The organism is Komagataeibacter rhaeticus, assembly GCF_003207855.1.
Taxonomy (GTDB): Bacteria; Pseudomonadota; Alphaproteobacteria; order Acetobacterales; family Acetobacteraceae; genus Komagataeibacter; species Komagataeibacter rhaeticus.
Genome location: NZ_NKTZ01000002.1, coordinates 335895 through 358649 on the forward strand (window position 1 = coordinate 335895; position 22755 = coordinate 358649).

Annotated in this window: 17 protein-coding genes; 7 read left to right on the forward strand and 10 right to left on the reverse strand. The window is 62.4% G+C overall.

Annotation, left to right across the window (positions count from 1 at the left end; genetic code table 11):
* The first annotated feature begins 152 nt into the window (after nt 1–152).
* Nucleotides 153–1397: a hypothetical protein gene (locus CFR78_RS03775; RefSeq protein ID WP_034933327.1), complete on the forward strand. Its 1245-nt coding sequence runs from the start codon at nt 153–155 to the stop codon at nt 1395–1397.
* Nucleotides 1398–1432: 35 nt separating this feature from the next.
* On the opposite strand, the gene CFR78_RS03780 is transcribed toward CFR78_RS03775, so the two are convergent.
* Nucleotides 1433–2332 carry a hypothetical protein gene (locus CFR78_RS03780; protein ID WP_099963177.1) on the reverse strand — a complete coding sequence of 300 codons (900 nt, stop codon included), beginning with the start codon at nt 2330–2332 and terminating at the stop codon, nt 1433–1435.
* Between the two features lie 458 nt (nt 2333–2790).
* On the opposite strand from CFR78_RS03780, the gene CFR78_RS03785 reads away from it, so the two are divergent.
* Together CFR78_RS03785 and CFR78_RS03790 are read left to right on the forward strand one after the other, a co-directional pair.
* Nucleotides 2791–4242, forward strand: a complete 1452-nt coding sequence (locus CFR78_RS03785; protein WP_034933433.1) for an amino acid permease — start codon at nt 2791–2793, stop codon at nt 4240–4242.
* A gap of 194 nt (nt 4243–4436) precedes the next feature.
* Entirely contained in the window at nt 4437–5570 is a 1134-nt protein-coding gene (locus CFR78_RS03790; RefSeq protein WP_034933330.1) for a hypothetical protein, read from the forward strand.
* Between the two features lie 119 nt (nt 5571–5689).
* Here the strand turns inward: CFR78_RS03790 and CFR78_RS03795 are convergent, their stop codons facing one another.
* The 8 genes from CFR78_RS03795 to ppdK all read right to left on the reverse strand — a co-directional run bounded on the left by CFR78_RS03795 (nt 5690) and on the right by ppdK (nt 17262).
* Nucleotides 5690–6691: an asparaginase gene (locus tag CFR78_RS03795; protein WP_034933436.1), complete on the reverse strand. Its 1002-nt coding sequence runs from the start codon at nt 6689–6691 to the stop codon at nt 5690–5692.
* A 99-nt stretch (nt 6692–6790) separates the two neighbouring features.
* The gene (locus CFR78_RS03800) at nt 6791–8056 is read right to left on the reverse strand and encodes an acyl-CoA dehydrogenase family protein (RefSeq protein ID WP_034933333.1); all 1266 of its coding nucleotides are present in this window, start codon (nt 8054–8056) and stop codon (nt 6791–6793) included.
* A gap of 51 nt (nt 8057–8107) precedes the next feature.
* Nucleotides 8108–9334 (reverse strand): MFS transporter, encoded by a 1227-nt coding sequence (locus CFR78_RS03805; protein ID WP_034933336.1) that lies wholly within the window; start codon nt 9332–9334, stop codon nt 8108–8110.
* A gap of 333 nt (nt 9335–9667) precedes the next feature.
* Nucleotides 9668–9799, reverse strand: a complete 132-nt coding sequence (locus CFR78_RS16550; protein ID WP_007399525.1) for a hypothetical protein — start codon at nt 9797–9799, stop codon at nt 9668–9670.
* A gap of 484 nt (nt 9800–10283) precedes the next feature.
* Entirely contained in the window at nt 10284–11951 is a 1668-nt protein-coding gene (locus CFR78_RS03810) for an alpha-keto acid decarboxylase family protein (RefSeq protein ID WP_034933338.1), read from the reverse strand.
* 50 nt (nt 11952–12001) lie between these two features.
* Entirely contained in the window at nt 12002–13342 is a 1341-nt protein-coding gene (locus CFR78_RS03815) for a B12-binding domain-containing radical SAM protein (protein ID WP_007399521.1), read from the reverse strand.
* A 298-nt stretch (nt 13343–13640) separates the two neighbouring features.
* Nucleotides 13641–14507 carry a pyruvate, water dikinase regulatory protein gene (locus CFR78_RS03820; RefSeq protein WP_034933340.1) on the reverse strand — a complete coding sequence of 289 codons (867 nt, stop codon included), beginning with the start codon at nt 14505–14507 and terminating at the stop codon, nt 13641–13643.
* A gap of 79 nt (nt 14508–14586) precedes the next feature.
* Nucleotides 14587–17262, reverse strand: coding sequence for a pyruvate, phosphate dikinase (ppdK, locus tag CFR78_RS03825; protein ID WP_034933343.1), 2676 nt, complete (start codon nt 17260–17262; stop codon nt 14587–14589).
* 551 nt (nt 17263–17813) lie between these two features.
* Here ppdK and CFR78_RS03830 point away from each other — a divergent pair.
* Nucleotides 17814–17990 carry a DUF3311 domain-containing protein gene (locus CFR78_RS03830; protein ID WP_034933345.1) on the forward strand — a complete coding sequence of 59 codons (177 nt, stop codon included), beginning with the start codon at nt 17814–17816 and terminating at the stop codon, nt 17988–17990.
* Complete coding sequence (locus CFR78_RS03835) at nt 17987–19498, forward strand: sodium:solute symporter family protein (protein ID WP_034933348.1); 1512 nt, start codon at nt 17987–17989, stop codon at nt 19496–19498. The genes CFR78_RS03830 and CFR78_RS03835 overlap by 4 nt, the downstream gene beginning before the upstream one ends.
* A 394-nt stretch (nt 19499–19892) precedes the next feature.
* On the opposite strand, the gene CFR78_RS03840 is transcribed toward CFR78_RS03835, so the two are convergent.
* A complete protein-coding gene (locus CFR78_RS03840; RefSeq protein WP_172459724.1) occupies nt 19893–20117 on the reverse strand; it encodes a (2Fe-2S)-binding protein in 225 nt (74 codons plus the stop codon).
* 264 nt (nt 20118–20381) lie between these two features.
* Between CFR78_RS03840 and CFR78_RS03845 the strand changes: the two genes are divergently transcribed.
* Complete coding sequence (locus CFR78_RS03845; RefSeq protein ID WP_007399508.1) at nt 20382–20837, forward strand: Rrf2 family transcriptional regulator; 456 nt, start codon at nt 20382–20384, stop codon at nt 20835–20837.
* A gap of 264 nt (nt 20838–21101) precedes the next feature.
* A complete protein-coding gene (locus tag CFR78_RS03850) occupies nt 21102–22493 on the forward strand; it encodes an NAD-dependent succinate-semialdehyde dehydrogenase (RefSeq protein ID WP_034933350.1) in 1392 nt (463 codons plus the stop codon).
* Nucleotides 22494–22755: the final 262 nt, after the last annotated feature.

Sequence of the window (22755 nt, forward strand, 5' to 3'; positions counted from 1 at the left end):
GACAAAAACCGAACGTACCGGACCAAATAAAGCCTGTTTACAAAAGGACTCTTGTTCTGCATATCGGCATCAGTATCTTTGTACATCCTTATTTGCCGAATACCCCGGGTCTGCACCAGCCTGTTCTCCAGACCGGAAGGATAAAGAGCATCATGCGGATATGGGCCAGTGCCTGCCTGCTCCTGTGCCTGCCTGCCGGCGCCAGTGCCGCGGGCCTTTTCGGCGTGACCCATCCCACGCTGGCCTGTGGCGATGACGTGATCCTGCGCAGCCTGTCCGACCACACCATTACCGCCCAGCAGTCACCCGCCTGGCGCAGGACCCTGTTCCGACAGGGGGACTGCCATCTGGTCACGCCCGATGTCCGGTGGGAAAAGATCGCCAACCGCAACGGGCTGCCGCTCATGCGCCGCGTGCCCCCCATGCCGGGGCTGCCACCGCTCTATTTCATGACAGGGGATATCACCCCCCTTGCCCCCCCGCTGGCCGGACCGGCCGCGACACCGGCCGAACGGCACGCGCCCGCACCCCTCACACCCCCGCATCCCACGCCAGAACCCACGGCACCGGACGCACCGCTGGCGCACCCGGTCGCCCCGGTTATCGTGCAGCATGCGGAAACGCCGCTGCCCACGGACATCTTCTTCATGACCCGTGGCTTCCAGAAGCTGGGTTCCCTGATCCTGACGCTGATGCTGGCGGGCGGGGCGGCATGGGTAATGGTCCTTATCCTGCGCGCGGGCTGGCGCATGACGCGCCGGCGCGGGGCCATCCGCCAGTGCATGGAACTGGCCGAGCGCCACCGCCCCATGCTGGTCCGCTGGTACCGGCAGGCACAGGCGGGGAACGGCCCGTCCCATACCCCGTGGGAGACGCATGTGGAACGCTTCACGCATGCCACCCTCATCCCCGCCCTTGCCCGTTCCGGCCGCGGCGCGTCATGGCCGGGCATACGCAGGGCGGTACTGGCGCACATCACCACCATGGCGGCCGGTACCCCCGGCCGCCCCCAGGACGGTTCCATCACCCCCGGTTTCTATCATCAGGACATGAACCAGGAAGAATATGCCGCCTTCTGTTCACAATGGATCGAAAAGGCCGGATGGGAGACCCATCCCCCCGTGGCCACCGGCCTTGGCACGGTCATACAGGGGCACAGGAACAACCTGAAAATGCTGGTCCACTGCTGGATGGACCGCCGGCCGGTGCATGATGACGTGATCCTGCAGGGTATTAAGGAAAAGACGGACAGCAAGGCCAATATCGGCGCCATCGTCTCCAACGCGCCCTATACGCAGGAGGCGCTGCTGCTGGGCAAGAAGCACCGCATCTTCCTGCTGCACCATGAAGACATATTCAAATTCGTATCAGGCATTGAAGTACCCGACGTCGCCTGACACACCCGATCCGGCCCCCTGCACCACTGGCGGCCCTATTCGCGCGCCTGTCGTGCCGCGAGGGCATTGAAGCAGAGTGCCGCCCCCTGTGCCTGGGCCGGGCTGTCATCAAGGAAATGCGTGTCGTCCACCCGTTTCTGGCCGGTTATGCGCGCGCTGCAGTAATCAAACAGGGCACGGCTGTCCCGCACCCGCGTGCAGTTGAGCAGGCCGGTAAAACTGACATACCCCGCATGCGCGCCCAGGCCCGTCACATAGGACGCGCACTGCCGCAGTACCGGGGCGGGCAGCCTGCGGGCCATGATGGTGGCATAGGCCGCTTCCTCCCTGCGGGTGCAGGCGTCACTTCCCGCCGCGTCGTGATGGGTGGCGCAGTACTGCACCATGGCGCCATGCAGGTAGCCACTTTCAGCCTTGCTATGGGCCCACAGGGCATCGGCCGCGCGGCGGTAATGGAACAGGCCGGCCCGCCGGTCAGGGGAGATGGCGCCGAACGGCACCGGGCGGGAACCGCAGTACAGGCTCATGTCATACAGTTCCGGTCTGTCCGGCTGACTTTCAAAATCCAGGTACAGCGGATTGAGCGGCAGGGGGCACAGCTGCCCCCCCGCGGGCAGGCGCGGGTTCTGGCCATATTCCACCTGATAGACCAGATGGCCGGCACGGGCGGGCACCAGTGTCACTTCCAGCTGTTCGCCATTGGTCAGGTCTATCGCATTTTCCGACAGGCGCAGTTCCCCCGTATCACCCGCACCGGCCAGCCCCTCCGGGCGCAGCACGAAATACTGGGGCGCGTCATGCGCCAGTTCGCTGCCATCGAAGCGCTCGTTATCGGCGCGGGCCGGCGTAATGAACAGCAGGGCAGCCAGCACGCCCGCCAGCATCATGCCCGACCGGCCTGACCGCCACCGCCCCGCAGATTCCATTTCAAGCATGTTCCATCGACCCAATCGCTTAATAATCATGCATTAATTGCTGATGTTTTGAAAAAAATGTCTGTTTTTTAGTCATAACGCATTTATCAAGGCATCCATGCTTGTCAGCGGTTATTCCGTCTGACAATGTTCGCCGCAGAACAACTGTCTGATGCCACATGATATTTCTTTCCACCCTTTTGCATGTTCCCGGCCAGGACCCGTCTGATACGGCGGACTGGCGGCGCGGGACAGGCCAGGGCGGAACGGAAACCGAAACTGCATCTTTTTTATACACGACCGTCGCCCTCGCCCTGACCGCCCATGCCGGCCGGGCCATGGGGTTACCCTTATTACGCCAGCGTGCGGCCGTCACCACCCCCACTGTTGCAGGCTGAACGGATGCCACATCCCCGACCGCCCGTTATCCGATGCATTCCGCCCCTCCCCCCCGTGCCGATCATGGCGGAGACCCCAGCATGACCAGACCCGACCCCGCGCAGGAAGACGGCACGCCCATCCTGCCAGAGGAAAATGACGGCTATCACAAGGGCCTTGGCGCACGCCAGATCCAGATGATCGCCGTTGGCGGCGCGATCGGGACCGGGCTGTTCCTGGGGGCCGGGTCGCGGCTGCAGGCGGCGGGTCCGTCGCTGGCGCTGGTGTATCTGATCTGCGGGCTGTTCTCGTTCCTGATCATGCGCGCCCTGGGTGAACTGGTGATGTACCGCCCGACCTGTGGCAGCTTTGTTTCCTATGCGCGGGAATTCCTGGGGGAAAAGGCGGCCTTTGTCGCGGGATGGCTGTCATTCCTGAACTGGGCCATGACGGGCATTGTCGATATTACGGCGGTGGCGCTGTACATGCATTTCTGGGGCACGTTCGCCGCCGTGCCGCAATGGGCCTTCGCCCTTATGGCGCTGGGCATTGTCACGACGCTGAACATGGTGGGCGTGAAGTGGTTCGGGGAAATCGAGTTCTGGTTCTCCCTAATCAAGATCGTCGCACTGTGCCTGTTCCTGGTCATTGGCAGCGTGATCCTGGGCGTACGCATGCCGGTGGGCGGCCACCAGACGGGGCTGCACCTGATTGCCGATAATGGCGGCCTCTTTCCCCACGGGCTGATCCCGTGCCTGCTGCTGGTACAGGGCGTGGTGTTCGCCTATTCCGGCATTGAACTGATCGGCACGGCGGCGGGGGAATGCGCCGATGTGCGCACGGTGCTGCCACGCAGCATCAACAGCGTCATCTGGCGCATCGGGCTGTTCTATGTGTTCTCGGTCGTGCTGCTGGTCAATCTGCTGCCCTGGACGGCCTATCACGCGGGCACCAGCCCGTTCGTGACCTTTTTTGAGGCACTGGGCATACCCGGTGTCGATACCATCATGAACATCGTGGTGCTGACCGCGGCCCTGTCCAGCCTCAATTCCGGGCTGTATTCCACCGGGCGCGTACTGCGCGCCATGGCGCTTGGGGGGGCCGCACCCGGCATGCTCGCGCGCATGAACGCGCATTCCGTGCCTGCCAACGGCATCCTGCTTACGGTTGCGGTCTATCTGGTGGGGGTGGTGCTGAACTATGTCGTACCGTCCCAGGTGTTCGAGATCGTGCTGAACATGGCAGCACTTGGCATCATCAGCACATGGGCCTTCATCCTGCTCAGCCAGATCAGGCTGCGGCAGGCGGTACGCAGCGGACGGATCGCGCCCGCCGGTTTTGAAATGCCGGGCGCGCCCTTCACGTCATGGCTCACCCTGGCCTTTCTGGGCTGCGTGGTGGTGCTGATGGCGTGCGATTATCCAAACGGCACCTGCACGCTGGCCAGCATTCCGGTGGTCGGGCTGCTGCTGGTGGCGGGCTGGAAATACCTGGCCCCCGCCCGCGAGGCGTACGCCACGCAGGCGCAGGACGCGCCCCCGCCGGGCGCATGAAAAACGGCGGGGGAACTGCCATTCCCCCGCCGGTTCAGCCGGTCCCGCCAAAGCAAGGAGTACAACAGGAAATGCCCTGACACCGTGCCTGCTGCCACAGCGCATGGCCCCACGACACCCAGCCTCCCGTACCATCAGCCATAAACAGGACCCGGCACGCACTGCCATGCGTGAAGGGATGCCCAAAGCAGGAAATGGCCGCAACCATGTCTCCCACGATACGTGCCCGCGCAGTGCGATGCGCCGGCCGCCGCCCCTGGTGCAATGCAGCCACATTGCAGGCAGGGACGGGCTACCCCTACCATGCAGCATCATACATTCCGGTAACGGAATCAATATTATTCGTTGCGCTATCGGTCCTTGTGCTCTCTGTCGCCCCGGCACGGGCGGAAAACACGGGCAACGGCACCGCCGCCGGTTCGCAGGGACAGCGGGAGACCTACAGCCAGTGGTATACCGGCTCACTCGTCTCGCCTTCCGGTGCGCTGACGAAAGCGGGCGTCTTTGCATGGGAGCCGTATGTCGCCTACAGCCAGCCGGTGGGGTATCTGGGCAGTACGGGGGGCAGCATGCCGGTCCATGACCGGGCGCATGCGGTTTCCAGCTTCACGCTCTATAAATATTCCCTCACCAATTCCGTCAGCCTGCAGATGACACCGGACATAAGCTACGGCTGGCGCCGGGGGCATGGTGGCACGACCAGCGGCCTGAAAATGGGCGACCTGCCGGTGGATGTGATGTGGCGCTACCTTGATGCGGACCCACGGCGCTATATTCCGGCCCTGAGCCTGTTCGTGGGAGTGGCCTTCCCCTCGGGCGACTATACAAGGCTCGGGCGTAATGAGGATGGCGTGGGCACGGGCACCTATACCTTCCGCCTGGCCCTGACGGAACAGTCCACCTATACCCTGCCCGGCCACCATGAACTGCGGCTGCGCATGTGGGGCACATTCCGCCGTGCGCTGACGCAGGCCCATATTGCCGATACCTCCAGCTACGGCACCACCGCCGGGTTCCGGGGGCTGGCCCATCCGGGCATGTATGGGGAAAGCGGTTTTTCACTGGAATATGGCGTGAACCAGAAATGGGTCATCGCCATGGATCTGGCACGCGACTGGGCCAATGGCGCGGTGGTACGCGGGCATGACGCACAGGGCCGCTATCAGACCCTGACGGGCCAGGCTTCGGGTGACTGGCTGGTTGCCCCGGCCGTTGAATATAACTGGTCACCCCGTTTTGGCGTGATTGCGGGGGTGACGGCCATCTTTGCCGGGCACAATACCGGGCAGGTCATCTCACCACAGGTGGCGTTCAACAGTGTTTTCTAAAAACCGTGCCTGCTGCAGGACCATTCAAGAATAAACGTTCTTGGATGCTGCCTTTTCTCAAAAAGACAGCGTTCTTCGAAGCTTTTTGAAAAAAGCTTCACCAAAAACTTCTTCATGATTTACGGCATGTCAAACAGCACCTGCATGCCGGCCGGGTCCATGCCGGTCATGAGCGCCAGTGTAAGCAGGATGCGGGCCTGCCTTGGCCGCATATGCCCGGCTGCCAGAATGCCGCGCTGGCATAAGTCCTGCCGCCGCACCACGCCGCCGCAATAGCCGCTGGTGGCCTGCACCACCACCACGCCACGGGCCACGGCTTCATCCAGCGCCGCATTCTCGGCAGGTGTGCACATGCCCGGCAGCATCCCCGCGGAAATCAGGCCGCGCGCCCCCGCCGCCACAAAGGCACGCATGCCCACGCCATCGGCACCGGCGTGGCTGTAGCAGATATCCACGCGCGGGATTGCGCCGCCCGCGCCGTAACCGGCGGGCCAGCCAATGTGCCGGCGGTAGGCGGACATGCGGCCAAAAAGGACCCGATTGGCCTCGACCATGCCCACCGGCCCGAAATCGGGGGAACGGAAGGTCTCCAGTTGGTAGGTCGAAGCCTTGGTGACTTCCTGCGCCGCATGGATCTCGTTATTCGCCACGACCAGCACGCCCCGGCCCGCCGCCTGCGGGGCGGACGCCACCAGCAGGGCTGCGAACAGGTTGGCCGGGCCATCGGCGCTGATGGCGCTGGCCGGGCGCTGGGCCCCCACCACCACGACGGGGCAGGCCACGTCCAGCACCAGGTCAAGGAAGCAGGCCGCCTCCTCCAGCGACGAGGTCCCGTGCGTGACCACAATTCCATTCAGGTCGGGCTGCGTGGCAAGGGCATGGCTGATGACACCGGCCAGTTCAAACCAGCGCGGCAGGGTCATCTCCACGCTGTCGCAGCTTGAAAATGGAATGCCACGCACGTCAAAGCGCGCCCGCACCGCCGCCGGCAGGGCCGCCAGCAGGTCGCCGCCACCAAGGCTCGTGCCGATTTCCGCATAATCCACCGTATCACGCGGGTCGGCCGCCTGCCGGGCGATGGTGCCGCCAGTGGAAATGATGGCTATGACAGGTCGCTGCATTCCGGGATTCCCCATGATCGGATCGGTGCGGGCCATCAATCCCGCGCGCACCGTTCCGTGTCAAACAACAAGGCGCCCGGTGGCGGGCGTTACGGACGCTTACTGGTAAAGCCCCGGTTCGGGCACCCAGCCGGTCAGCAGGTGGCGGCCGATTTCCGCATTCTTCCAGTCCACGGGGTCATGCAGGGATATGGTGCGGGCATCGCGCCAGTAGCGGTCGAATGCGTTGGCGGCATCCGTGCCCCGCGCACCCGCCGCCGCCGGTGCATCGCTGGCCGCGCGCAGGCCCGCGCGCGTGGCGACCGAACGCGCAGCACTGGCCGCCATCGCCACCGCATTACGCGACACCTGCCCCTGTTCATACTGGTCCAGCATCCGGCCCGCCGCCATCACGGCGCAGTAGGCGCCAAACAGGTCGGCCCCGATCTCACCCAGCAGGCGGCGCACATAGGGGTCCTGATCCGCGCTTTCCACCCCTGCCGCCCCCCACGGCCGGGCCTGCCGGGGCACGAATGCGCATACGGCCCGCACCGCGCCAATACCGATACCGGTCAGGATTGCACTGAAACCGGCCTGAAAACGCAGGGCCACATGCCGGGGCAGGTCGGCATCGGGCAACAGCGCGTTCCACCTGTCCGCCACCCGCACGCGGTCCAGTGTCACGGTGCCGGAATCCGTGGCGCGCTGGCCCATGCGGTTCCAGTCATGGTGAAAGGCAAGGCCCGGCGTATTACGCGGCACAAGGTCCATGCGCACGCCCGCGCGGACCGAACCCGCCTTCTGTGCCGCTACCGGATCGAATGAGGAGACAGCCACCAGATCCGCACCCGATGCACCCGTGGCATAGATCTTGCGGCCCGATATGAAATGCGTGCCCTCGGGGCCGGGCTGCGCCAGTGTCTGCAGGAAACTGTCGGCCGTGCGCCCGTTTTCCGCCACTGCCATACCCAGTATGATATGGTCACTGACAATGCGGGCGCCAAGTTCCGCCTTCAGGCCCGCCGGCGCATAGGCAAAGATTTCCCGCAGCAGGTCATCATGCACCTTGTAGATCTGGGCCACCGCCGGGTCCGCCACGGCAAGGCGCAGCATGAGTTCAAGCGAAAGGTCCTGCCCCATGCCCATCCCGCCCCATTCCACCGGCACGGCCAGCGCAAGGATGCCGGTGGGCTTCAGGGCGGCAATGGCCTGATGGGGGTAGCCGCCAGTGCGGTCGCGCTGCACCGCCGTGGGCGCGATACAGGTATCGAGCACATGCTGCACACGCAGCAGCACCGCCCCCACCGGCCCGCTTACGGGACGGGAGGGCAGCAGGTCATGCAGCAGGGGGGGCAGGCAGTACCCGCCAGTGGGCAATGTGGTCATGCCGCACGATAGGAAAGACGGAACAGGCCGGCAACCACCCTGCCCCTGGGTCTAGCCGCCCGCCTGCCTGCGGGCGGCAGCGCGGATATCGCTCAGCGTGACCAGCCAGATCACGAACCCGCCCATGGCCAGGCAGGCCCCCACCCAGCCCACCGAGGCCCAGCCCAGCCCGGCACTGATTGCAAGCCCGCCCAGCGCCGGGCCGATTGCATTGGCCATGTTGAACGCGCTCTGGTTCATCGCAGCGGCAAGGGCCTGCGCATCCACCGCCACGCTAAGCAGGCGGGACTGGATCACGGTGCCCAGCCCACCCCCGCACCCGATCATGAACACGATGGGCATCATGCCCCACACGGAATGCACCGAACCGGGAAAACCCGCCAGTGCCGCCGCATTGACCAGAAGCGTGCCGCCGATGGTCGGCATCATCTTCCTGTCCGCCGCCCAGGCGCAGGCCATGGTGCCAACCGTCATGCCCACGCCAAACACCGCCAGCATGACGGGGGTCATGTAGGCCGGTGCGTGCGTCACCACCTGCAGGATGGATGCCAGATAGGTATAGACACAGAAAATGCCGCCAAAACCCACAATACCGATGCCCAGCGTCAGCCAGACCTGCCGGTTGCGCAGGGCGCGCACTTCCGTCATGGCGCTGGCATGTGGACGCGGCGGGTCCAGGGGTACGAAGCGCATGATCAGCAGCATCGTGCACAGGGCCAGCCCCGCGATCAGCACGAAGGCCCAGCGCCAGCCCATCAGCATGCCCAGTCCGTTGGCCATGGGCACGCCACCGATCGTGGCGATGGTCAGCCCCAGCACCACGCGCGCCACCGCCTGCGTGCGCCGGTTGATCGGCACAAGCGAGGACGCGACAATACCCGCCGTACCGAAATAGGCCCCGTGCGGCAGGCCGCTTACGAAGCGGCACAGCAGCAGCCACCCATAACCCGGCGCCAGCGCGGTCAGCCCGTTGCCCAGCACATACAGGACCATCATGCCGATCAGCAGGTGCTTGCGGCTCATCTTCGCGCCAAGCATGGCGATAAGGGGCGCGCCCACGCACACGCCTGCCGCATAGGCCTCGATCGCATGACCGGCCTGCGGCACGGTGACATGCATGTCCGCCGAAATCATGGGCACAAGGCTCATGGCCGCGAATTCGGCCGTGCCGATGGCGAAACCACCCAGCGCCAGAATGAAGAAGATCAGGCCGGGACTGACGGCGTCACGAACGGAAGCATCCGCCCCCACGCCGGGACTGGTTGGTGTATCTGTCATGCACAGGCTCGGGACAAGGGAGGAAAAGCGCAGTTACGCACGCCGTTCCATGGCCGATACACCCATGCCAGACAGGCTACAAGCCCGCATGGAACATGAAGTCCATATCTTCAGCCTATGGCTATACCCGTCATCACCCACCACGGGGTGACAGACCATCCCCCGCAAGCGGCGGCCAGTACGCCGGATATCCGCGCAAGCCAGGCCGCAGGCATGAAAAAAGACGCCGAAGCGCCTGTCATCATCCGTATCCAGAACTGTCTGCCCGCCGGCCATTCCCGCTTTATTGCGGGAATTCCGGCTGCAGGGGTGTCAGGACAGAAACCCCGGCAATCAGGCAGCGCGATCGGACACGATGGTGGCAACCATCAGGGCGGCGATCATGGGCAGGAAAGCAACCATGGTCAGGGAAGACATGGCGTTGACGGAGTGGGCAATCATGGTGCTGATGTTTGCGATGAACATTTGTTTTTCCTCTGGTGTCGAGTTGATGAACGGGAAAGAACACCAGAACCGAAATACAGGCAATGAAAATCGTATGGTATTTCCTGACCATACCTGGATCATTACATATTTATTATGATATTTGTGACCAACAAATACTCATGAACACCTGACCATCAGGCTCCTGCTCCATAAAGGACAGGAAGGAATGCCATCAAAAGCGGCAGAACCGGTTCAGGTCAGGAAAGGGAGCAAAATAAGGTGGCTGGAATTTATGCAAATGCACAAATTTTAACCACACACGATCACGTTTTTGTGATGCCGCTTGCTGCTTTTATGCTCTGGTTCTGTCCCGCTTTCGGGACCCGTCCGCCGCATATTTTGCGACACCATAAAAAACAGTCGTATTTTCAATAACCTGCATGACGGCATTCGTCCAGCTTAAAAACAGGTCTTTCGCCATCGGAGATGAAAAAAGACCTGCCGCCATTTTATGCGCCGTCTTTCAGGTCAGGTCGGGGGTTTCGATTCCATAATCGTAGCGGCGCACCGCCTGCCCCATTGCCGCCATCGCGGGGGGCGCATCCATGGGGGTGAAACCCACCTCGACAAACGCCACGCCCTGATGCGCGGCCGCCTGTACCAGTGCCGCATCCAGTTCCGCAATACTGCCCGCCCGCAGCGACAGGGGGGCCGCACCGGAACCGAACGCCGCAGGCAGGCTGGCATAATCCCAGTTGGCAATGTCGTTATACGACGCCTGCGGGCCCAGGATCATCCGCTCGATGGTATAGCCACCGTTATTGATCAGGAAAATCGTGATGTTGCATCTGTGGCGCAGCAGGGTGGAAAGTTCCTGCGCGGTCATCTGGAATGATCCGTCACCAATAAAGAGCACATGCCGGCGGTGGGGGGTGGCAAGGCACGCGCCAAGGCTTGCGGGCAGGGAATAGCCAATGGCGGCCCAGACCGGCTGCACCAGCAGGCTGCACCCGGCGGGCAGGCGCGCATGCAGCATGGCCACCATGGACGAACCGTTATCCGCCACCACCACGTCACCCGGCCGCAGGAATGCTTCCGCCCTGGGCCAGAATGCCGCCTGTTCCCATGCCTGCGCGGCGGGTGGGACGGCCGCCTGCACTGCCGGCGGCGGTTCGGCGCGCGTATGTGGCAGCGAAGCCAGCTTGCGCCACACCGCATCCAGCAGGGCGGCTGCGGTTATGCCCTGAAAATCCAGCCCGTCACATGTCAGGCTGAACGCCTGGATATCCACCAGCGCGCCCGCGCCGATTTCCTGCGAGAAATAGCCGGATGTGGAATCCACGAACCGCACGCCCAGCCCGATCACACAATCAGCCCCATGCACATAATCGGCCACATGCGGGGCAGAGGCACGGCCACCATAGGCCCCCAGCCATTCAGGCCCCGTTTCCGCCATGATGGTGCGCGCGGTGGAGAGTGCCGCATAAGGAAGGCCGTACTGGGCACAAAGCTGCTGCACCCGCTCCACCAGCCCGTATTGCCGCACCAGCGCATCAACCAGCACCAAGGGCTGGCGCGCCTGCCTGATCCGCCGCACGACCAGATCCGCCGCACGCTCCACCAGTACGGGATCAAACTGGGGTTCCATGGCCGGGGGCGTGCCCACCTCCACGTCAACGTAACAGATGTCGGACGGAAACTGGATATAGACCGGGCGGCTGAAGGTCCGTGCGGCGTGCAGCACGCGATCGGTCTCGGTCACGGCGCTGGCCGGATGCAGCCGTGCCGTGGCCGCGGCAAACTGCCGGTAGCAGGCCATGACGTTATCATAATTTCCGTCAGCCAGCGTATGATGCACCAGGGCACGCGACTGGATGGCATGCCAGGGCGGCATGCCGGAAATCACGACCAGCGGCACCCCTTCGGCACACGCACCCGCCACGGCCGAAAGCGCCGACAGGTCCCCCACCCCATACGTCACCAGTACCGCCCCGATGCCGGTCAGCCGGGCATCGCCATCGGCCGCATAGGCGGCATTGAGTTCATTGCAGGTCCCGATGAATTCAATGCCGGGCGTGCGTTCGATCAGTTCAAGGAATTCCAGGTTATAGTCACCCGGCACACCATAAATGCGCGAGACACCGCTGTGCCGGAGCCGCTCCAGCACCATACTCCCGATTGATCCGCGCATATGCCATTCCCCTGCCTGCTGCTGCCCGGCCGGGATTGGACGGGCAGCTGTCAGTAGATATCAAAATCATTGTTTCCCGTGGATGAAAAGGCCATGCGCCGTTCCGTCATGTTCAGGATCCATGATGACATGTCCGAACGGGTGCGGGGAAAGGGCAGCCGGTGCAGCATGGAGCGCATGCTGTAGAATTTGCGGTACATGCCCTGAATGCGCTGCTCCATCTGCTGGGGCGTGCAGTTTTTGGGCCAGATATGGCAGACCTGTCCCGGCCAGCGGTCGATCTCATCGGGGTCGATGATCCGGTTCGCCTTCTTCATCCGCTCGAACAGGGCGGTGCCCCTGGTGGGGGTCAGGATATTGAAATAGGCGGCGGGAACCTTGTGCGCTTCCAGAAAAGAAAGGGTCGCCTCATATACATCGGGATGTTCCTCATCATACCCGAAGATGAAATTGAGCGAATAGCTGATGTCACGCCTGCGCAGGTTATCGAACATCTCGCCGTAACGGCTGGCCTTGTTCCACCCTTTCTTCATGCCCTGCAGCATTTCCTCATCGATACTTTCAATACCGATATTGACGTGCATCACCCCGCTTTGCCGGGCAAGATCAAGGAAACCGGTATCAAGGCACAGGTTGGACGACCACAGGGTGGACCAGCGGATCTTCAGCGGCACCAGCCCTTCCATCAGTTCCATCGCACGGCTTTTCTTGCCGCCGAAATTACTTTCCCCAAAGAAGAAATGACTGCCCCGGTTCTTTATCCTTTCCAGTTCGCCCACCATCTGGTCCACCGGGCGCCAACGATACCGGCCGCCAAGATAGAAACGCTCCGAACAGAAATCACACACGAACGGGCACCCACGCGAGGACTGCACCGCAAACGTGCGGAAAGGCCCGAATTTCTTCAGGTCCAGCAGGTCATAACGGGGTGGCGGCAGGTCGTCGAGTTCCTTGAGCGGGGCCGCGCGATAGATTTTTTCCAGCCGGTCCGCCGCCGCGTCTTCCAGCATGGTCCGCCATATGGGCTCGGCCTCCCCCACGCCTACGGCATCGCAATGTTCCGCGGCCTCATCAGCGTAGAAGAAGACATGGGGTCCGCCCATGATCACCTTTACACCCCTGCGGCGGAAGGCTGCGGCAATATCGTAAGCGCGCGTGGAATGCAGTGTCCATGCGGTCAGCGCCACCACATCGACCGGCACATTGAAGTCGATATCCTCCAGCTGTTCATCCAGCAGGGTCACGGTCCATTCCGGCGGGGTCAGGGCGGCCAGATAGGGCAGGGCCAGCGGCACCATCTGTCGTCGCCTGGTCTTGAACAGGGTCCGGTCGGTCCTGGAGCGGTAATGGGAGGGCTGGATGATCAGAAGTCTGGGATTTGTCTTGGACATGCTTCGGCTCTATGGACTCAGATGCAGGAAATATCCTGAACAAGTAACTCTGCGCCATATCGTACGATTTTCGTCCCGCATGTCCACCGCGCGAAATAATCATCACCCATTCCCGCATGGACGTATAGAATATGCATATTGCATATATCGAAAAATTTTATGATTATTTATTTTATTATTACTTTTTTTACTTTTTTATTATTTGAATAAATTTGAGTTACTGGAAATTTTTAAACGTTTATGTTACATATTAAACATATCTGCATTCAACCCGCTGCATGACTTGATCCCTGCCCGATCAGCAGCCAGCGGGTCGTCCCCCCACACCGTCATGCTCCAGCATGTCGATGATGGCGGCGGCCGTCTCCTCCACCGAGCGATGGGTGACGTTGATGACGGGCCATTTGTAGCGCACGCATAGCCGGCGGGCCCATTGCAGTTCCTCCTGCACGTTCTGGGGATCGATATAGGGTTTGACCGATGTTTCCGACATGCCGGGCGTGGCCATGGAACGCCCCGGCAGCATCATGCCCACCCGTGAGCGCCGTATTTCAAGCAGGGTATAGGGGTCGATCGTAAGCCCCACCACCAGGCCGGGAAACTCCACCAGTCCCGGCGGCAGGGGCGCGTGGGGCACGAGCGGAATATTGGCGGCCTTGATGCCGCGGTTGGCAAGATAGAAGCAGGTGGGGGTCTTGGACGTGCGCGACACGCCAACCAGGATGACATCGGCCCGGGAAAGATCGGTGGCCTTCTGCCCGTCATCATGCGCAATGACGTACTGCATCGCGTCGATACGGCGGCGGTAGCTGTCATCCATCACATACTGGCCGCCGGGGTGGCGCTCGGCCACGGTGCCGGTCTGCTGTTCAAGAAAATGGATGGTGCCATCCAGGATGTTCTTGACCTGCACACCAAGGCGCGCGCACCCAACGCGCAGCATGGTCTGGAGATCGGGCGAGGTCAGGGATGACAGGACCGGCCCCGGTTCATCCCTTATCCCGGCCAGTACCCGCCCCACCTGCACGCGGGTGCGGACAAGGTTCCAGTTGCGGGGCGAGAATTCGGCACCCTGAAACTGCGCGCTGCACGCGCGCATGACAGCTTCCAGCGCCTGCCCCGTCGCTTCGGAGACAAGGTGCAGGATAATGGGCTGATTGTTCATGATACTGCCTGACATGGTGCCCCACCCGTGGGCGGGGCACCATTCCTACGGCGTTATGTTATGGCCGGTGGCCATGCGGTCAGGCCGGGCTGGCGGCCTTCTGGCGCGTGGCCAGCGCGGCCTGTGCCGCGGCAAGACGTGCCACCGGCACGCGGAAGGGCGAGCACGAGACATAGTCCAGCCCGACTTCATCAAAGAATGCGATGGAATCCGGGTCGCCACCATGTTCGCCACAGATGCCCAGCTTCAGGTCCGCGCTGGTCTGCCGGCCCCGTTCCACCCCAAGGCGGACAAGCGCCCCCACGCCATCGCGGTCGATCGACACGAACGGATCACGCGGCAGCAGCCCCTGGTCAACGTAATAGGGCAGGAAGGACCCCGCATCATCACGCGACAGGCCGAAGGTGGTCTGGGTCAGGTCGTTGGTGCCGAACGAGAAGAAATCGGCATATTCCGCGATCTGGTCCGCCTGAATGGCGGCACGGGGCAGTTCGATCATGGTGCCGATGGAGTAGCTGAGATTCGTTCCCTCCTCCTTCAGCACACGCGCGATCTCGTCCTCGGCCGCACGGCGGGTGGTGGCCAGTTCGGCCTTTGTCGCCACCAGCGGGATCATGATCTCGGGGTGGATGGGCCTGCCCAGTTCCTTTTCCACCAGTACTGCCGCCTGAATCAGCGCACGGACCTGCATGGCATAGATTTCCGGACTGGTCAGGCCAAGGCGGCAGCCACGGTGGCCCAGCATCGGGTTGGTTTCCGCCAGCGCGGCGCAACGCGCGCGCACGTCCTCCACGCTCCTGCCCAGCGCCTGTGCCACCTCGGCCATCTCGGCCGCCTCATGCGGCAGGAACTCGTGCAGCGGCGGGTCCAGCAGGCGCACCGTGACCGGCAGCCCGGCCATGATGCGGAACAGGCTGGCAAAATCCTCGCGCTGGAACGGCAGCAGGGCGGCAATGGCCTTCTGGCGCACGCTCTCCTCATCGGCAATGATCATCTGGCGGACAAAGCCGATGCGGTCAGGGCCGAAGAACATGTGCTCGGTCCGCGCCAGGCCAATCCCCTCCGCGCCGAAGCGGCGCGCGGTGCGCGCGTCATCCGGCGTTTCGGCATTGGCCCGCACGCCTAGGCGGCGCACGCCGTCCGCCCATCCCATGAGCGTGTTGAAATCATCCGACAGCACGGGTTCGATGGTCGGCACGCGCCCCAGATAGACCGCGCCCGTCCCGCCATCGAGCGTGATCCACTCGCCTTCCTTCACGGTATGGGAGCCGACACTCAGGCTGCCTGCCGCGTAATCGACATGGATGCCGCCGGCACCGGCCACGCATACGCGGCCCATGCCACGCGCCACCACGGCGGCGTGCGACGTCATGCCGCCACGGGTGGTCAGCACGCCCCGGGCGGCGTGCATGCCATGCACGTCCTCGGGCGAGGTCTCGATCCGCACAAGGATCACATCCTCCCCTTTCGCCGCGCGGGCCTCGCATTCCTCCGCCGTGAACACGACGGCACCGGCGGCCGCACCGGGCGAGGCCGGAAGACCACGGGTCAGCTGCACACGCTCGGCCCTGGGGTCCAGTGTGGGGTGCAGAAGCTGGTCAAGGGAGGCCGCAGGCACGCGCTGGATGGCCTCTTCTTGCGTGATCAGCCCTTCACGCGCCATGTCGATGGCGATCTTCAGCGCGGCGGCGGCCGTGCGCTTGCCGTTGCGGGTCTGGAGAATGTACAGGACGTTGCGCTGGACCGTGAATTCGATGTCCTGCATGTCCTTGTAATGGGTTTCCAGTATGGAGCGCACGCGCAGCAGTTCGGCGTAAGCCTGCGGCAGGGTGGTTTCCATCGGGTGCTGGCCGGCCTCGGCACGGGCGCAGGCCATGGGCTGCGGCGTGCGGATGCCCGCCACCACGTCCTCCCCCTGCGCGTTGATCAGGTATTCACCGTAGAAGATGTTCTCGCCCGTCGAGGGATCGCGGGTGAAGCACACGCCGGTCGCGCAGTCATCGCCCATGTTGCCGAACACCATGGACTGCACGTTGACCGCCGTCCCCCACGAAGCCGGGATCTCGTGCAGCTTGCGATAGGTGTTGGCGCGCGGGTTCATCCACGAACCGAACACGGCGCCGATGGCGCCCCACAGCTGGTCCTGCGGATTGGTGGGGAAATCGGTGCCGGTATGGGTGGTGATGATGTGGTTGTAGTCCACCACGATCGCGCGCCACTGCCCGGCGGTGATGGCGGTGTCGTCCTCCACATTGTTGGCGCGCTTGAACTGCTCCAGCACGTCCTCGAAATGGTGATGGGGCACGCCCATCACGACCGAGCCGTACATCTGGATGAACCGGCGGTAGCTGTCCCACGCGAAGCGCGCATCGCCCGAGGAACGGGCAAGCCCTTCCACCGTCTGGTCATTCAGGCCCAGGTTGAGCACGGTGTCCATCATGCCCGGCATGGACACCCGCGCACCCGAACGCACCGAGACCAGAAGCGGGGCTTCGGGGTCACCAAAGCGCAGGCCCATGGACTGCTCGACACGCTGAAGGGCGGCATCGACCTGCGCCTTCAGTTCATCGGGATATTTCCGGCCGTTCTCATAGAAAGCCGAACAGACTTCCGTCGTAATGGTAAAGCCCGGCGGCACCGGCAGGCCGTTCGCCGCCATTTCCGCCAGATTGGCGCCCTTGCCCCCAAGAAGGTTGCGCATATCCGCGCGCCCTTCGTTCAGGCCATCTCCGAAGCTGTAAACCCATTTGGTCATGTCTGTTCGTTCCTACGCGCGTGCGTCTGTCAGAAATCGCGCCTGGTCCGGGAACAGGGCAGAAAACAGGCGACCGCGCTATTAGTATTGTTTGTTGTTGGCAGGTCCGGGACAGAAAAATAACCGCCCGGACCCCCTGCGGGCAATCACTATTTTGATGGCGAAGGAGGGGCCACCCTGCGCCACGCTATCCGGACTGACCGTGCTCCGTAACGAAAAATATCATTTAAAAAATATTATATAACAATGTGTTATTGTTTAATATGCAGCCATACCCCCACTTCTGGCGGCATGGGAAACCATATTATATTCTATTTTTATATTTCAGTTATTTAAAATATGAATTAAATATCCATCCGGTAGAACTCGCATTTATCTAATGTTTTCTTGTGCATCGCAGCAAATTTGTTGCGCGCCGCACAATAATGAAATTGTAATTACAAAAACATTCCCAAAAAATACTTCCCTTGTCATTTAATTATGTTGACACCCCGTCATTCTTTAATAAAAAATCCTTTCCGGCCACAAAAAAACAAGAAGTCACGGTCATCATGAAAAAAGCGCTGTTCCTCCTGCTGCCCTTTGCGGGGCTTCTGTGGGTGCCACTGTATAACCGGCATGACCCCACCCTGCTCGGCTTTCCATTTTTCTACTGGTACCAGCTGGCCTGGGTGCCCGTCACCTCAGTCCTCATATGGATGGCCTGGAAGTCGGACCGTCAGTCATGAACGCATCTACCCTTCCCGATAACGCCGCCATTGGCGTATTCGTACTGTGCTTTGTCGCCACCATCGTGCTGGGCAGCACCGTCCGGCTGTGGCGTCCGTTCCTGAACCGGCGCAAGGCCGCTACCCGGCACACCGCGGACGAGGAATGGGGGCTGGGTGGCCGCGAATTCGGCGCCTGGGTCACATGGTTCCTGGTGGGGGGCGATTTCTATACCGCCTATACCGTCATTGCCGTGCCCGCCCTTGTCTATTCAACGGGGGGCTTCGGCTTCTTTGCCCTGCCCTATACCATTATCGTCTATCCGTTCATTTTCGCGGTCATGCCCCGGCTGTGGACCATCGCGCGTGATGGCGGCCATGCCACGGCGGCCGACATCGTACGCGCGCGCTTTGGCAGCCGGACGCTGGAGCTGGCCGTGGCGCTGAGCGGACTGATTGCCGTGCTGCCCTATATCGCGCTGCAGCTGATCGGCATCCGCACCGTGATCGAGGCCCTGGGCTTCACCGGCATGCTGCCGCTGCTGATCGCCTTCGTCTCCCTTGCCGCCTACACCTGGCTGGGCGGACTGCATGCCCCGGCGCTGACGGCCTTCATAAAGGATGTGATGATCTATATCGCCGTGCTGGCGGCGGTGATCATCGTGCCGATCCATCTGGGTGGGTACGGTGCCATGTTCCATGCGGCGGCCCAGCACCTGCCCCCCGTGCCAGACGGGCGGATCGTGGCACAGGGGCAGACGGTACCCTATGCCACGCTGGCCCTGTCATCCGCCTTTGCCGCATTCCTGTACCCGCATACCCTGACGGGCATCCTTGCCGCCAAATCCGCCGATACGATCCGGCAGAATGCTGTATTCCTGCCGGTCTACACCATCGTGCTGGGGCTGATCGCGCTGCTGGGGCTGATGGCGCATGCGGCCGGTATTGTCACCACGTCGTCATCACAGGTGGTACCACAGCTTTTCCTGGCCATTTTCCCCTCGTGGTTTGCCGGGTTCTGCTTTGCGGCCATCGCGGTCGGCGCGCTGGTGCCCGCATCGGTCATGGCCATCGGCGCGGCCAACCTGATCATGCACAACATCCTGCCCCGTCATGGCGAATCGGTGACCGGCTCAAGGCTTGCCGGATTCGGGGTCAAGATTGGCGCGCTGGTCTGCGTGGTGTTCCTGAATGCCAAATTCGCAATCGACCTGCAGCTGCTGGGTGGCGTCATCATCCTGCAGACCTTTCCCGCGCTGATCATGGGCCTGCTCCCGCTGCGCCTGCCCGCGCCCGCGCTGATCGCGGGCTGGGTCATCGGCTCCTTCACCGGGCTGGGACTGTGCTGGATGGATGGACTCAAACCCGTGCATCCCATTGCCTTCGCAGGTTTTTCGGCCTCGGTTTCCACCGGGCTGCTGGGGCTGGCGGTCAATATCGTGGTGACCCTGGCGCTGGGATCGGTCATCCGGCTGGTACTTGGCGCATCGCCGTCTACCCTGCGGGTCGGCCCTGGCGTGCGGCGATAGCAAGGACGGACGGCCCGACCCGCATGCGGCCCCGGCTGCGTGTGGGCGGGTCCCGTCCGGGCGTTACCGCCGCATGGCGGGTTTAAAACCAGCCCGCTGACAAAGGCGGGCATTTTCGGGATAACGCCCCGGACCTGCGGGAAAACGCTTCACCGGACGCGTGTCTTCCCATTCCATGCCAGTGCATGGCGCCGGCTTCCTTAAGCACTCCATCTTATCCATTACCTGCCATCAGGTATCACGGGCGACATGAAAGCGGAGCAGCTTCCGGCCACGCCAGACTGCTGCCCCGAACATGTTTCGCACGCACGAACGCCGTATTGTCCAGGCCCCGCCGGGGCCTGTTGCCGTTTCAGGCTCCCCCCGCATGAAGCCGGCAGGACAGGGTCGCGCGTCAGACCACCGCATTCATCCCGGTTCCTGCATGCATGGCTTCCGGCACGGCCATGCGGCCCTGCCGGAGCATCTGCCGCAGCAGGCACACGACACCGGGCACGCAGTTGCCGCACTGGGCACGGCACCCCTTGGATTCATAGACTTCCCTGGGTCTTACAGCGCCGTTTTTAACGGCTGCTTCCACATCCGTATCCGTCAACATATTGCAGGAGCAGACAAACATCCATCCATCCCATCCATGATGTATGCCCAGCATAATCACGAATGAGAACAAATCGCAATACAATTAATACTCATTCCTGTTTGCCTTTCCCGCCCATCACGCCACCGATCCGGTCCTCACCTTTACAAGATCCCGCTCCCATAACACTTATGTGCGATAATAATTTTTCAGATCCGGCCGTCCGTACCCTTCGCCCCGATGCCGGGCGGGAATATTGTTCACGCCCACTGGAAACAAGATGCGGGCGTCATATATCTTTTTTTCATGCGCCTGACCCTTCATACCGATTATGCCCTGCGAACGCTGCTCTATCTGGGCATCCATACCGACCGCCTCACCTCCATCCGCGAGGTTGCGCAGGCGTATGGCATTTCGGAAAACCATCTGGTCAAGATCATCCACCGGCTGGGCCAGGGTGGCTTTATCGAGACCATCCGCGGCCGCAATGGCGGCCTGCGGCTGGGTCGACCCGCCGCCTCCATCCTGATCGGGGATGTGGTGCGCTACACGGAAGAGGACATGGCGCTGGTCAACTGCATGCAGCCGGCAGACCCCGAAAGACCCGACATGAAACCCTGCATCCTGGCCGATGCCTGCCGCCTGCGCGGCGTACTGGGGGAAGCGCTGGGATCGTTTATCGCGGTGCTGGACCGCTATACCCTGGCCGATGTCATAACCGACAGGGAACGCCAGCGCCTGCAGGCCCCCACCAGGATGTGAACGCAACCACGAATTCCTGACCATTGTGTCAGAAAAAAATCCGTGCCCAGATAGGCCCGCAGGCTAAATTCCCTTTCATGGTTCCACCATGGCGGGCAGCGCTGCGATGGCAAAAGATGCAGCTCTGGCAAGGGACCATGCGCCCGGCCTTCCCTGGACTGGCCGCCTGTGCGGCACAGGGGCAGGCAGGCGGGAGCTGAAACGATTCTTGCACGCGCGCCCGTGGAATATATAGTTGACGAAACTCTGAGGAATATACTGCTTATGGCTTACGCGACGACCAACCCCTACACTGGTGAAAAGCTGAAGACTTTTCCCGATGCCACGGACCAGGAAATCCAGACTGCCCTGACCGAGGCCTATGATGCCTTCAAGGCATGGCGCCAGACCTCCTTTGCCGAGCGTGCGAAGGTGATGACGGCCGCAGCCCAGATCCTGCGCCGCGATATCGACAAATATGCCAGGCTGATCACGCTGGAAATGGGCAAGATCTACGCCGAAGCCAAGGCGGAGACCATCCTTTCGGCTGAAATCTTTGAATACTATGCCGCCAAGGCCGAGGAACTGCTGGCCCCTGAAAAGCTGCCGGTGGCCAATGCGGCGGAAGGGGACGCCACCCTGATCCACCAGCCGCAGGGCATTGTCTTCGCGGTTGAACCGTGGAACTTCCCCTACTATCAGGTTGCCCGCATCATCGCGCCGCAGCTTTCCGCCGGGAATACGGTGCTGCTCAAGCATGCTTCCAACGTGCCGCAGTGCGCGGCGGCGTTCGATACGCTGATGCAGGAAGCGGGCCTGCCCAAGGGTGCTTTCCGCAACCTGTATGCCGCGCGCCATCATACCGAAGTGATCCTGAGCGACCCGCGCGTGTGCGGTGTTGCCCTGACCGGCTCCGAAGGGGCGGGCACCATCATCGCGGGCATCGCGGCCAAGGCGCTCAAGAAATCCACGATGGAACTTGGTGGTTCGGACGCCTTCATCGTGCTGGATGACGCGGATCTGGAAAAGACCGTGAAATGGGCCGTGTTCGGTCGCCACTGGAACGCGGGCCAGGTGTGCGTCTCGGCCAAGCGCATCATCGTGGCGGACGCCATCTACGACAAATTCGTCGAGATGTACAAGAAGGGCGTTGCCGCGCTGAAGGCAGGCGACCCGATGGACCCGGCAACCCAGCTTGCACCCCTTTCCTCTCAGAAGGCGGCGGACGACCTGCTGGCCCAGGTCGAGGAAGCGAAGAAGCATGGCGCCCATGTTGAAGTCATCGGTGGCCCCGTGCCGGAAAAGGGCGCCTTCTTCCGCCCCATGCTCATGACCAACCTGCACAAGGACAATGCTGCCCGCCTGTGGGAATTCTTTGGTCCCGTAACCCAGCTTTACCGCGCCAAGGATGATGCCGATGCCATCCGCATCGCCAATGATTCCCCCTATGGCCTGGGCGGCGCGGTGTTCACCAGGGATACGAAGCGCGGCGTCAAGGTTGCGGAGCAGATCTACACCGGCATGGTGTATGTCAACCACCCGACCATGGTTAAGGCCGACCTGCCGTTTGGCGGCGTGGCCCGTTCGGGCTATGGCCGCGAACTGATCGGTCTGGGCATCAAGGAATTCGTCAATCACAAGCTGATCGACGTGGTTGATATCGACGCGCCGTTCTAACTGACCGGATCACCTGACCACGTCAGGTAAACAAAGACGGGCCATTGGCCGGATGTGTCCCGGTTGATGGCCCTTTTCTGATTCCCGGACCAGATGGCAGGAAATCAGGCCGCCAGCCCGGCACGACCAGCCCCTCATGTCCTGCCGGGCCCTGCTGGATGCATTGGTGCATCATATCAGCACGGCACAGGCCGGCATGCGCCTGCCGCACCGGGACACACGCCCCGTTCCCTTGAGGACTGCTTGAAAAAACCGCCCAGGA